The sequence below is a fragment of the Mesorhizobium sp. WSM1497 genome (assembly GCF_001672455.2).
GTDB lineage: Bacteria > Pseudomonadota > Alphaproteobacteria > Rhizobiales > Rhizobiaceae > Mesorhizobium > Mesorhizobium ciceri.
In genome coordinates, this window is sequence record NZ_CP021070.1 from 4,963,022 (window position 1) to 4,976,087 (window position 13,066).

Sequence of the window (13,066 nt, forward strand, 5' to 3'; positions counted from 1 at the left end):
GGTGGGGTCCTGCCTAATTCGTTTCCGAAACGGGAGCATCGTTGGCGCTCCGGCGTCCGACAGTTGGCCGATTTATTCACACTGATGTTCTGGGAGGAATAGGCGATGAGAACGGGTCTTTACGACAAACTGGTTCGAGCCGGCGCCACAAGGCGCGACATATTGAAGGGTGCGGCAAGCATGGCCGCGATCGCAGCCGCATCCGGCGCCGGACTTGGCGCCTTGACGCGCCCGGCCTCCGCGGCAAGCGAATTGCGCACAAAAATCCTGCAGATCCCCGGCGTCGGCAAAGGCCAGCCGACGGACGCCGATTTCCAGAAGGTCGGTGAACTCTGCCTCGAAGCCACCAAGGCCAATGTCAAGGAAGGCGAATTCGCCGGCGTCGAGCTGACCTTCATGGGTCTCAACAACCAGAACCTGCACAATGTGCTGTTCCGCGGCTTCCTGAAGCCATGGGAGACCTATACCGGCGCCAAGATCAACTGGATCGACCTGGCGCAGGCCGACTACAACGCCCGCCTGCAGCAGTCGATCGCGACCGGGACCGTCGACTTCGACATCATCGAAATGGGCGCGCCGTTCGAAGGCGATGTCTGCGGCAAGGGCCTGACGTCGGAAATGCCCGACTGGGTCAAGACCCAGATCGATTTCGACGATCTGGTCAGCTATCTGAAGCCGCCGGTCGGCACCTGGGACGGCAAGCAATACCGCGTGACCGTCGACGGCGACGCGCACAACTTCAACTACCGCACCGACGTGTTCGCCGATGCCGACCTCGCCAAGGCCTGGAAGGACGGCGGCGGCGAAGGTGAATGGGGCGTGCCGAAGACCTGGCAGCAGGTTCAGGCGGTGACCAAGTTCCTGAAGGGCAAGAAGCTCAAGGACCAGGACGTCTATGGCTATCTCGACGCGCCGAAGCCCTGGGGCGGCTTCGGCTTCTATTTCCTTGGCAGCCGCGCCACCGCCTATGCCAAGCACCCCGACGACAAGGCCTGGCTGTTCGACGCCGACACGATGAAGCCGCGCGTCAACAATCCGGCCTGGGTGCGCGCCATCCAGGACGTCATCGACGCGCTGCCCTCCGAACCCGCCGACCAGATCAACGCCGATCCGAACACGACCGCCTTCCAGCAGTTCCTGGCCGGCACCGGCTCGATGGTCACCTGGTGGGGCGACGTCGGCTCCAACGTCAAGACCAACGACTCTTCCGTCGTCGGCGACGTCACCGGCTTCTCGATCCTGCCGGGCTCGGACGATGTCTACAATGCGAAGACCGGCGCCTGGGACAAGCTCGCCAGCGGCCCGAACTATGCGCCCAACTGCGCCTATCTCGGTTGGGGCGTCTATGTCATGGCCCGCGTCGATGCCGACGAAAAGAAGAAGAAGGCGGCATGGTCCGCTGCAGCCCATCTCGGCGGCAAGGACCTGTCGATCTGGACGGCGATGTATCCGTCGGGCTTCCAGCCTTACCGCAACTCGCATTTCGACATTCCCGAATGGGTGGCGGCCGGCTACGACGAGGCCTTCATCACCTCCTACCTCAAATCGGAATCCGACAGCTACAACCATCCGAACGCGGCGATCGAGCCACGCATCCCCGGCATCTTCCAGTACTACAGCGCCGCCGAGGACATCCTGGCCAACACTTTCGCGGGCAAGATGAAGGCGCAGGAAGGCGCCGACGCCATCGCGGCGGCATGGGAGAAGCTGACCGACCAGATCGGCCGCGACAACCAGATCAAGCTCTACAAAGCTTCGCTCGGCATGTAGGCTGGCCTATGAACCGTGGTCCGGCGGCAACGCCGGACCACTTTAGACAGGCTCCGGCTCCTCGAGAGCCTTCAAACGGGCGAGATTTGTGGCTGACCAGACATCGACCGCGAACCCGTGGCCGGCAGATGCCGGCACTTCCGATCTGATCTCTCCAGGCCGTAAACGCCTTGGCTGGGCGCTGATGGCCGTTGCGACGCTTGGCCTGCTGGCGACGATCGTGCTGGAGATCCTCTACAAGGGCAGCCCCGATACGATCGGCTTCGAGACCTGGCGCCCCGTCGTCTATGCCTATGTGCTGTGGGGCGTGGCGATCGGTGTCGGCCAGGTGCTGACGCGCGGCGAAGACGGCCAGCGTGCCCTGTTTCTGCTGCCGGCGCTGCTGTTCACCATCGCCATGGTGATCTTCCCGACGCTGTTCGGTTTCTACATCGCGCTCACCGACTGGAACCTCAGTTCCTTCAGCGGCCGCCGGTTCAACGGGCTCGACAATTTCTGGCAGATGCTGGGCGATCCCTACTACCGCAACGCGCTGTTCAACATGGTGCTCTACGTGCTGGCGGTGGCGGTCGAATATGTCATTGCCTTCGGCTTGGCGCTGCTCCTCAATGCCCAGATCCGGGCGCGAAAATTCTTCCGCGTCGTCTTCCTGATGCCGCTGATGCTGTCGCCGGTCGCGGTGTCGTGGATGATCGGCAAATCGCTGATGGAATACAGGTTCGGACCGGCCGCAACGCTGGCGCGCCATCTCGGTTGGGAAAATCCCGCCTTCTTCTCCGATCCGATCATCGCGCGCATATCGATCATGATACTGGATGCCTGGACCTTCATTCCGTTCATGATGATCATGCTGCTGGCCGGGCTGCAGGCGATGTCGCGCGAGGTGCTCGAAGCCGCACGCGTCGACGGCGCCAATGCGTGGCAGACCTTCTGGCAGGTCACCTTCCCGCTGATGCTGCCGGTGTCGGTGACGGCGGTGGTCCTGCGCATCATCTTCAAGCTGAAGCTTGCCGACATCATCATCACCGTGACGTCCGGCGGCCCCGGCGGCGCCACCGATTCCGTGTCGAGCTTCATCTACCGCGAATACCGCGACCGCTCGAATGTCGGCTACGGAACCATGCTGGCGATGGCCTATCTGGTGATCATCGTCGTGTTCGTCACGTGGTTGTTGAAATTTGCCAACCGTTTTGTCCGCAATGTCAATTAAAGCAAGATGGGGGTGAATTGAGCCCGATGAGCGTTCAGACCACCGAATATGTCGCCTCGGAGATCCGCTCGCCGGCGAGCTTCCTCGCCAGCCGCGTCTTCATCTATGGCGCGCTGGCCTTCTGGGCGTTCATCTGCCTGTTCCCGATCTATTGGACGATCACGACTTCGTTCAAGACCGCAGTCGACGTCACGCAAGGCCATCTCGTCCCCTTCGTCGACTTCCAGCCGGACTGGAAGGGCTGGCGTTCGCTCGGCCTGTCGCCGGACTCGATCTTCCAGACCTCGACCGTGCGCGAGGAGTTCCTCAAGCGCTTCATGAATTCGGTGATCACCTCGGTCGGCGCGTCGAGCCTCGCCATCATCATCGGCAGCCTCGCCGCCTACGGGCTCACCCGCTATCGCTACCATTTCGCCTGGTTCAAGAACGAGGACATCTCGTTCTTCTTCCTGTCGCAGCTGATCCTGCCGCCGGTGGTGCTGGCGCTGCCCTTCCTGGTGCTCTACCGCGAGGTCGGCCTGCTCGACACGCGCATCGGACTGATCCTGCTTTACACGCTGATGGTGCTGCCGATCGTCATCTGGATCATGCGCGACCAGTTCAACTCGATCCCGGTCGAGCTCGAGGAAGCCGCCCTTGTTGACGGGCTGTCGATCTGGGGCGCCTTCTTCCGCATCGTCATGCCGATCGCGCTGCCGGGCATGGTCGCCGCCTTCATCCTGGCGATGGTGCTGTGCTGGAACGAGTATTTCTTCGCCGCCCTTTTGACCTCGACCGACGCCAAGACGATCCCGGTCATGGTGGCGAGCCAGACCGGCTCGCAAGGCATCAACTGGTGGTCGATGGCGGCACTAGCGACGGCGGCCATCGCGCCGCTCGCCGTCATTGGCATCGCGTTGGAGCGCTATCTGATCATGGGCATGACCGCGGGCGCGGTGAAGTAGCATGGCGCCCTCTTACCTTCTCCCCCTTGTGGGAGAAGGGAAGCCGCGCGCTAGCGTCCCAATATTGCCCGCAGGTGGTCCATGATCATGGCGACGCCCTTCTGCCCGAGCTCTGCCGAAGCATCCTTGGCGCTCGCCGTGTACCAGCCGGTATTGTCGGCGAAGTGATTGGCATCGACAGCCTCCGGGCATAGCGCCAGCATCAGCGAGGTCTCGCCAATGCCGGCATGGTCGAACGGGTACTTGCCGTTCATGTCAGCCGACATCAGCGGATGCACCTGCACCCAGTTGAAGAAATTTTCACCCGCCGCGTGTCCTGAATAATAGTCCGCCATCGCCTGCGACCCCCACCAGCCCTCGCCGCGCTCCTTTTCGAGGAAGCGGAAGATCGCCTGGCGGCCGGCGGCCTTGAACGCCAGATCGGTCGGCATGCCGGCGACAAAGTTCTCGGTCTGGTGGTGGATAATGGCGTGGATGTTGCGGAAGCCGATGCGCAGCAGGCTGTAGAACAGTTCCTCGCCGAACGGCGCCAGCGCATTGCCGCCGACCTGCACCGAGCCGCTGCCTTCCGGCGGCGCCACCGCATAGCTTGCCGCACCGTAGTAGAAGGGCGGCAGGATGACGACGTCCTTCTCCTTTTCGAACAGCTCCAGCGTCTTGATGACGGCCAGCGTGTCCATGCCGACGGCCATGTGCTCGCCATGGTATTCCAGCACGCCGAGCGGCAGAGCGACCGGCCAATTCTCGGCGATCGCCCTGCGGATCTGGTGTGGCAGCATCAGTTCATAGCGCATGATCTATTCCATGTTGGTGTGGCGGGCGCGCATGGCTTCGGGCGACACGCCGGTCAATTCCCTAAGCTTCAGCACCATCACCTCAAACAGCAGGAACAGCGCGCCTTCGAACACCGAGCCCATCGGCAGGACCGATGTTTTTTGCGCCCCCTGATCGTTGGCCATGGTCTGCGCGGGAATGAGCAGCGTGAAGTCGGCAAGCCTTGCCGCGCTGCCTTCGGCCTGGGCGGTCAGCAGGAGATTGGTTGCACCTGCTTGGCGCGCGACCTGCATCAGGGTCAGCACGGTCGAGGTTTCTCCCGGCCCGGAACTGACCAGGAAGACATCGCCCTGCCCCAGCGGCGGCGTGTTCATGTCGCCGACCACGGAAACCGGCAGGCCCAAATGGTAGAGCCGCATGGCAAAACCCTTGACCTGCAAGGCCTCGCGGCCGCAGCCATAGACGACGATCTGTCGCGCGCCGGCTAGCGTTTTGCAGGCGGCGTCGATCCGGCTTTCGTCGATGCGTGCCAGCACGCCACCCAGCTCCTCAAGTGAGGTCTCGAACAGGCTTTTGCTCTTGTCGCTCACCGCAAACCCGCCATTGAAAAATCACCCTGGTATTTGCCGCTCTTGCTGCCACGAACAGCTTGATTTCGTTATGCTAGCAACCGTGAAAATGCGTGTCCAACGCGCAGCTATGCTTTTGCCTGATCACAGGCGTGATAGTGTCATGTCAGACAAATCAAGCGAGGCAAACGGCAGGATATGAAGACACGGCATTTCGACCGCATCGGCAATGGCGGCATCAGTTTCACCGAGCTCGGCTTCGGCGCGGCGCCGCTCGGCAATCTCTACCGTGCCGTCTCCGACGAGGACGCCAACGCCACGCTGGAGGCCGCCTGGGCGACCGGCTGCCGCTACTACGACACCGCGCCGCTCTATGGGCTCGGCCTCTCGGAAACGCGGCTCAACCCGTTCCTGCGCGGCAAGAAGCGCGCTGACTATGTGCTGTCGAGCAAGGTCGGCCGCATCATGCGTGCCTGCCCGCCCGAAGAGCGCACCGGCATCGGCAAGTTCTTCGACACGCCATCACGCCGCGAGGTGTACGACTACAGCTATGACGGCGTCATGCGCTCGTTCGAAGCCTCGCTTGAGCGCCTCGGCGTCGACCGGATCGACATACTCTTCGTGCACGATGTCGACATCTTCACGCATGGCAGCAAGGGAGCCTCCGACCGGCGCATCGAGGAGTTCATGCGCTCGGGCTATTACGGCCTGCTGTCGCTGCGCGACCAGGGCGTGATCAAGGCGTTCGGCGGCGGCATCAATGAGTGGCAGGTCGCGCAGACGCTGGCTGAGCGCGGCGACTTCGACCTGTTCCTGCTGGCCGGGCGCTATACGCTCTTGGAACAGGAGGCGCTGACGTCCTTCCTGCCGCTCTGCCAGGCACGCGGCATCGGCATCGTTCTCGGCGGACCCTACAACTCCGGCATCCTCGCAACAGGGCCGAAGCCCGGAGCCTACTACAACTACTCCGAAGCGCCGAAGGACATACTCGACCGGGTCGCCGGGATCGAGAACGTCTGCAAGCGTCATGGTGTCAGGCTGATCGAGGCCGCCCTGCAATTCCCGCTGCTGCATCCTTCAGTCGTTTCGGTGATCCCCGGTGGCCAACGGCCGAGCGAGGTCGAGAGCAATCGCTCGCTGCTCGATGCGAAACTGCCCGCAGCACTTTGGGCGGATCTCAAGGAGGAAGGTCTTATGCGCACTGATGCGCCGACCGCATAAGCCGGCCGCGTCGCGTCAGCGTCGGGCACCAAAATGAAAAGCCGGGCAAGCCCGGCTTTTCTGGTCGCATGAACCAACGTAGGGCACCAAAATGAAAAGCCGGGCAAGCCCGGCTTTTCTGAGGTCTCTGAAAAGAAAAAACGCTTAGTTGACTGCGTCCTTGAGGCCTTTGCCGGCCGAGAACTTCGGCACGGTACGCGCCGGGATCTTCACTTCGGCGCCGGTCTGAGGATTGCGGCCGGTCGAGGCGGCACGCTTTGACACGGTGAAATTGCCAAAGCCGACAAGCCGGACATCGCCGCCCTTCTTCAGTTCGCCGGTGATCACGGAAAATACCGCATCGACCGCCGACTGCGCGTCACCCTTCGAAATGCTCGCGGCGTCGGCGACAGCGGACACCAGTTCGTTCTTGTTCATAAAAATTCCCTTCCATGAGAACACCGGAACTATCGACTCATCCGGCAGGAAACGGACTTTAGAAAGAAGCGCTCCCGCAACCAAGTCGAAAAGGCAGGAAAAAAGCGGAAAAAGCCCGGAATTCCGGGGTTTTTCACATGAAAAAGCCGGGCGTCAGGCCCGGCTCTCCGTTTGTGCGCTGCAACCTCGACGAAAACCAACGCATGGCCCCGAAAACCGTAGCCGGTTTGCGGCAAGGGCCATGCGCAAGTCTAAGCGTTAGAGCGTCCTTTGTGCGTCCAGATGGACGCCCGGCGCTCTAATGCGCCAGAGACTTTCCAGCGTCGTCGGCACTGTCTGTCGCAGCCGGCGGATTGACCGGCTCGACCCATTCGATCGGCTCCGGCATACGCACCAGCGCGTGGCGCAACACCTCGCCGACACGTGAGACCGGAATGATCTCCATGCCGTTCTTCACATTGTCCGGAATCTCCGCCAGATCCTTGGCATTGTCTTCCGGGATCAGCACCTTCTTGATGCCGCCGCGCAGTGCGGCGAGCAGCTTCTCCTTGAGCCCGCCGATCGGCAGGATGCGGCCGCGAAGCGTTATCTCGCCGGTCATCGCCACATCCGCCCGGACCGGAATACCCGTCAGTACCGATACAATGGCTGTCGCCATGGCAGCACCTGCAGACGGGCCGTCCTTCGGCGTGGCGCCTTCCGGCAAGTGCACGTGGATGTCGCGCTTGTCGAACAGCGGCGGCTCGATGCCGAAATCGACGGCGCGCGAGCGGACATAGGAGGCCGCCGCCGAAATCGATTCCTTCATCACGTCGCGCAAATTGCCGGTCACCGTCATGCGGCCCTTGCCGGGCATCATGACGCCTTCGACCGTCAGCAGCTCGCCGCCGACTTCCGTCCAGGCGAGTCCGGTAACGACACCGACCTGATCGTCAGCCTCGACCTGACCGAAGCGGAAGCGTTCAACACCGAGGTAATCGGCGAGGTTCGCCGCCGTGATGTTCACCGTCTTCTTCTTCGTCTTCAGGATCTCGGTCACCGCCTTGCGCCCGAGCTTCATCAGCTCGCGCTCCAGGCTTCTGACGCCCGCTTCACGGGTGTAGGTCTGGACGATGGCGCGGATCGCGTCCTCACCGACGGAAAACTCCTTCGGCTGCAGCGCGTGATCGCGGATCACCTTAGGCATCAGGTGCCGCTTGGCGATCTCGATCTTCTCGTCCTCGGTGTAGCCGGCGATACGGATGATCTCCATGCGGTCCATCAAGGGCGCCGGGATGTTCAGCGTGTTCGCCGTCGTCACGAACATGACGCTCGACAGATCGTATTCGACCTCGAGGTAGTGGTCCATGAACGTCGAGTTCTGTTCCGGATCGAGGACCTCGAGCAACGCCGATGACGGATCGCCACGGAAGTCCTGGCCCATCTTGTCGATCTCGTCGAGCAGGAAGAGCGGGTTGGACTTCTTGGCCTTCTTCATCGACTGGATGACCTTGCCGGGCATCGAGCCGATATAGGTGCGCCGGTGGCCACGGATCTCGGCCTCGTCACGCACGCCGCCCAGCGCCATGCGGATGAACTCGCGTCCAGTCGCCTTGGCGATCGACTTGCCGAGCGAGGTCTTGCCGACACCGGGAGGGCCGACGAGGCACAGGATCGGCCCCTTCAGCTTCTTCTGGCGGCTCTGCACGGCGAGATACTCGACGATGCGCTCCTTGACCTTGTCGAGGCCGAAATGGTCGGTATCGAGCACGTTCTGCGCGAAAGCCAGGTCCTGCTTGACCTTGGAGTTCTTGCCCCACGGGATCGACAGGATCCAGTCGAGATAGTTGCGCACGACGGTCGATTCAGCCGACATCGGCGACATCGTCCGGAGCTTCTTCAACTCGGCTTCCGCCTTTTCGCGGGCCTCCTTGGAGAGCTTGGTCTTCTTGATGCGCGCCTCGATCTCGGCGGCCTCGTCGCGGCCGTCCTCGCCTTCGCCGAGTTCCTTCTGGATCGCCTTCATCTGCTCGTTCAGGTAGTACTCGCGCTGCGTCTTCTCCATCTGGCGCTTGACACGCGAGCGGATGCGCTTCTCCACCTGCAGGACGGAGATTTCGGCTTCCATGAAGCCCATCGCCTTTTCCAGCCGCTCCTTGACCGAAAGCGTGGCCAGCATCTCCTGCTTCTCGGGGATCTTGATGGCGAGATGCGAGGCAACCGTGTCGGCGAGCTTGGAGTAGTCGTCGATCTGGCTGGCAGCACCCACCACTTCGGGCGAGATCTTCTTGTTCAGCTTGACGTAATTCTCGAAGTCGGTGACGACCGAACGCGCCAGCGCCTCAACCTCGACCTCTTCCTCTTCCGGCTCGACCAGCGCCGCGGCGCGGGCCTCGTGGAAATCGGGACGGTCGGTGAACGAGACGATTTTCGCACGCGAGGCGCCCTCAACCAGAACCTTGACGGTGCCGTCGGGCAGCTTAAGCAATTGCAGCACATTGGCGAGCGTGCCGATGTCGAAAATGGCATCGGGCTCGGGATCGTCATCGGCGGCATTCATCTGGGTGGCAAGCAGGATCTGCTTTTCCTGACCCATCACCTCTTCCAGCGCCTTGATCGACTTCTCACGCCCGACGAAGAGCGGAACGATCATGTGCGGGAACACCACGATGTCGCGCAGTGGGAGAACTGCGAAGACGCCGTCGCTGGGTGCCTTGGATACTTTGGCCATTGTCCAACCTTTCATGTCGCGGCCGCTAATTGAGCCAACCGCGAATCTTATATTAACGACCGGGGATCGTTCCGCCTACCACCGTTTGTGACGGGAGTTTTACAGCACAGAAATCGGGCACCTCGGCCTTCTCCAGTTAGTTGGATGCACGACCCCCAAAGATCAAGGGGCGTGTCCAAATCCGCACTCCCAACCCGTCCGCGAGTGACACATTTGCGACGCCAGCCCGTACGCCGCGCAAAACCGCTGTGCGACAGCAAAACGGCGCCTTGCGGCGCCGTTTCAGAATTTCGCTGCGGGCTCATGTCAGGCGCTGACATTGCCCTTCTTTTCCTTCTGCTCGGAGTAGATGTAGAGCGGCCGGGCACTGCCGGTCACCACCTCCTCCGAAATCACCACTTCGCGCACGCCTTCGAGTGCGGGAAGCTCGAACATCGTGTCGAGCAGGATCGCCTCCATGATCGAACGCAGGCCGCGCGCGCCGGTCTTGCGCTCAATGGCGCGCTTGGCGATCGCCGAAAGAGCGTTCTCATGGAAGGTCAGGTCGACATTTTCCATCTCGAACAGCCGCTGATACTGCTTGACCAGCGCGTTCTTCGGCTCGGTCAGGATCTGGATCAGCGCCGGTTCGTCGAGGTCTTCCAGCGTCGCCAGGACCGGCAGACGGCCGACAAACTCAGGGATGAGACCGAACTTCAACAGGTCCTCGGGCTCGACCAGGCGGAAAACATCGCCAGTGCGGCGATCCTCCGGCGAAGCGACGACCGCGCCGAAGCCGATCGACGTCTTGCGGCCGCGATCCGAGATGATCTTGTCCAGCCCGGCGAAGGCGCCGCCGCAGATGAACAGGATGTTGGCTGTATCGACCTGCAGGAATTCCTGCTGCGGGTGCTTCCTGCCGCCCTGTGGCGGCACGGAGGCGACGGTGCCTTCCATGATCTTCAAGAGCGCCTGCTGCACACCCTCGCCCGACACGTCGCGGGTGATCGAGGGATTGTCCGACTTGCGCGAAATCTTGTCGATTTCGTCGATGTAGACGATGCCGCGCTGGGCGCGCTCGACATTGTAGTCGGCCGACTGCAACAGCTTCAGGATGATGTTTTCGACGTCCTCGCCGACATAGCCGGCTTCGGTCAGCGTCGTCGCGTCAGCCATGGTGAACGGCACGTCGATGATGCGGGCCAGCGTCTGCGCGAGCAGCGTCTTGCCGCAACCGGTCGGGCCGATCAAAAGGATGTTGGACTTCGCCAGTTCGACATCGTTGTTCTTGCCGGCATGCGCGAGGCGCTTGTAGTGATTGTGGACCGCCACCGACAGCACGCGCTTGGCGTAGGGCTGACCGATGACATAGTCGTCGAGAACCTTGAGGATCTCCTGCGGTGTCGGCACGCCTTCGCGCGACTTCACCATCGAGGTCTTGTTCTCTTCACGGATGATGTCCATGCAGAGTTCGACGCACTCGTCGCAGATGAAGACCGTCGGACCGGCGATCAGCTTGCGCACTTCGTGCTGGCTTTTGCCGCAAAACGAGCAGTAAAGCGTGTTCTTGGAATCGCCGCTGTTGTTGCCGACCTTGCTCATTTTCATGTCCTTTCATGGCCGCCCGCCGATGGTCTGGCTGAAAGGGCGCATACTCTATCTATCGCGGGAATCCGCCGCCGCCAGTGTGTCCCGGCTCCCGCAACGCATTCCGTACGAAACACAAATCAGAAAACGTGGCAATGATTCGCGACAACCCCGCATAAAGCTAAGCCGCCGAAACTCAACATAGCCTTAACGTAGGCAATCCTGTCCCCCGAGGGAACAGCCAATTGTGGCCGAAATGCCGCAAGACGCGCCAAAAGCGCGTGATGGTGCCATCCAACTGCCAACTTGCCTTTATGCCAGCGCCCCTTCGGCCGCCTCGCGCGACGAAATGACCTTGTCGATGAGGCCGAAATCCTTGGCTTCGTCGGCGGTCATGAAATGGTCGCGGTCGAGCGTTTTCTCGATCTCTTCGTAGCTCTTGCCGGTGTGCTTGACGTAGACCTCGTTGAGGCGACGTTTCAGCTTGATGATATCAAGGGCATGGCGCTCGATGTCGGACGCCTGGCCCTGAAAGCCGCCGGAAGGCTGGTGAACCATGATGCGGGCGTTCGGCGTGGCAAAGCGCATGTCCTTGTGACCGGCAGTCAGGAGCAGCGAACCCATCGAAGCCGCCTGGCCGATGCAGAGCGTCGACACGGCCGGCTTGATGAACTGCATGGTGTCGTAGATCGCCATGCCCGAGGTGACGACGCCGCCCGGCGAATTGATGTAAAGGTTGATTTCCTTCTTCGGATTCTCAGCTTCGAGGAACAAAAGCTGCGCGCAGACCAGCGTCGCCATGCCGTCCTCGACCGGACCGGTGATGAAAATGATGCGCTCCTTGAGGAGGCGCGAGAAAATGTCGTAGGCCCGCTCGCCGCGATTGGTCTGTTCGACCACCATCGGAACGAGGTTCATGTAGGTTTCGACGGGGTTCTTCATCAGGTATCTCTTATCTCGCGGTGGGATTCCGGCGCCGGGAATGCCGGCAGATCGGGCAGAATCGGTTCTGGATCGTTATTCCGTAAATAGGATGCCGGCTCGTCCTTGTGCAAGGCCGACCCCTCCTAGCCATCTGGGTAAGTCGAATCAAGCTTTCTGACCAAGGATTCGCGGCGGCGGATGCTTCCGCGGGTCCGGAGCCGCATCGCCGGCCCCGCAACGTAGCAGTTTCTTAACCGCGTCACTTAACGAAATGCGCCGAAACCGCTTTTTTCCGAGACGGCTTCCTCTACAATTCAACGTTGAACTTATGCATAGAGTTCAACAGGGGAGTGTCATGCCCGGGAAAACCGCATGCTTCACCATTGCCGGCCTGACCGTGCTCGGCACGATTTCGCAGACGGCGGCCGGCGGCCGCGCCGTCGAATGTTATGAGCCGGTCCGCAGTCCGGCCGTCTATGACACGGTCTATGAAGACGTGATGATCAGTCCGCCCGGTCAGCAGGTCGACTATATCGCCCCTATCTTTGGCACGCGCGAGCGCGTCGTGATGACCGTTCCGGCGCAAGTGACCTACCAGATCGTACCGGCCGTCACCCGCACCGTCTACCGTACGGTCCGGGTCGATGGCGTCGGCTATTCCTGGGAATGGCGCGTCATCCATGGCCGCAAGGTGCTGTGCAAGGTATGGCACAAGGCGCGCTACGAACGCGTCGCAGAGACCATCGTGATCCAGCCCGAACGCACGCGGCGCGTCGTCATTCCCGCACAATATGACAGCATCGCCGAGGAGGTGCTGGTGCGGCCGGAACAAAGGCGCGTCATCGATGTCCCCGCCTCCTACCAGACCGTCGCGCGTCGCGTCTTGGTCCGGGAAGGCTCATCCAGTTGGCGGCGGGTGCATATTCCCAGGCATTGCCAGGATTAGCGCGCATGGCGTACC

Annotated in this window: 11 protein-coding genes; 5 read left to right on the plus strand and 6 right to left on the minus strand. The window is 61.7% G+C overall.

All coding sequences use genetic code 11. The features are described from left to right. Positions 1 to 105: 105 nt before the first annotated feature. The 3 genes from A9K65_RS24375 (at position 106) to A9K65_RS24385 (ending at position 3,924) form a co-directional block, all read left to right on the plus strand. Entirely contained in the window at positions 106 to 1,770 is a 1,665-nt protein-coding gene (locus tag A9K65_RS24375; RefSeq protein ID WP_013532183.1) for a sugar ABC transporter substrate-binding protein, read from the plus strand. Positions 1,771 to 1,858: 88 nt separating this feature from the next. After that, positions 1,859 to 2,980 (plus strand): sugar ABC transporter permease, encoded by a 1,122-nt coding sequence (locus A9K65_RS24380; RefSeq protein ID WP_024504588.1) that lies wholly within the window; start codon positions 1,859 to 1,861, stop codon positions 2,978 to 2,980. A gap of 26 nt (positions 2,981 to 3,006) precedes the next feature. Then, positions 3,007 to 3,924: a carbohydrate ABC transporter permease gene (locus A9K65_RS24385; protein WP_064995420.1), complete on the plus strand. Its 918-nt coding sequence runs from the start codon at positions 3,007 to 3,009 to the stop codon at positions 3,922 to 3,924. 50 nt (positions 3,925 to 3,974) lie between these two features. Here the strand turns inward: A9K65_RS24385 and A9K65_RS24390 are convergent, their stop codons facing one another. After that, positions 3,975 to 4,718: a creatininase family protein gene (locus A9K65_RS24390; protein ID WP_063167792.1), complete on the minus strand. Its 744-nt coding sequence runs from the start codon at positions 4,716 to 4,718 to the stop codon at positions 3,975 to 3,977. Between the two features lie 3 nt (positions 4,719 to 4,721). After that, complete coding sequence (locus A9K65_RS24395) at positions 4,722 to 5,288, minus strand: SIS domain-containing protein (protein WP_027162393.1); 567 nt, start codon at positions 5,286 to 5,288, stop codon at positions 4,722 to 4,724. 177 nt (positions 5,289 to 5,465) lie between these two features. Here A9K65_RS24395 and A9K65_RS24400 point away from each other — a divergent pair, with 177 nt between their 5' ends. Further along, positions 5,466 to 6,488, plus strand: coding sequence for an aldo/keto reductase (locus tag A9K65_RS24400; protein WP_064995421.1), 1,023 nt, complete (start codon positions 5,466 to 5,468; stop codon positions 6,486 to 6,488). 144 nt (positions 6,489 to 6,632) lie between these two features. On the opposite strand, the gene A9K65_RS24405 is transcribed toward A9K65_RS24400, so the two are convergent. From A9K65_RS24405 to clpP, 4 genes are all read right to left on the minus strand, one after another. After that, positions 6,633 to 6,905 (minus strand): HU family DNA-binding protein, encoded by a 273-nt coding sequence (locus tag A9K65_RS24405; protein WP_006201846.1) that lies wholly within the window; start codon positions 6,903 to 6,905, stop codon positions 6,633 to 6,635. Positions 6,906 to 7,203: 298 nt separating this feature from the next. Further along, positions 7,204 to 9,615, minus strand: coding sequence for an endopeptidase La (gene lon, locus A9K65_RS24410; RefSeq protein ID WP_013532189.1), 2,412 nt, complete (start codon positions 9,613 to 9,615; stop codon positions 7,204 to 7,206). Positions 9,616 to 9,921: 306 nt separating this feature from the next. Beyond that, a complete protein-coding gene (gene clpX, locus A9K65_RS24415) occupies positions 9,922 to 11,196 on the minus strand; it encodes an ATP-dependent Clp protease ATP-binding subunit ClpX (protein WP_013532190.1) in 1,275 nt (424 codons plus the stop codon). A 297-nt stretch (positions 11,197 to 11,493) separates the two neighbouring features. Then, positions 11,494 to 12,123 (minus strand): ATP-dependent Clp endopeptidase proteolytic subunit ClpP, encoded by a 630-nt coding sequence (clpP, locus tag A9K65_RS24420; protein ID WP_013532191.1) that lies wholly within the window; start codon positions 12,121 to 12,123, stop codon positions 11,494 to 11,496. 337 nt (positions 12,124 to 12,460) lie between these two features. On the opposite strand from clpP, the gene A9K65_RS24425 reads away from it, so the two are divergent. Continuing rightward, positions 12,461 to 13,051 (plus strand): hypothetical protein, encoded by a 591-nt coding sequence (locus A9K65_RS24425; protein ID WP_064995422.1) that lies wholly within the window; start codon positions 12,461 to 12,463, stop codon positions 13,049 to 13,051. Positions 13,052 to 13,066: the final 15 nt, after the last annotated feature.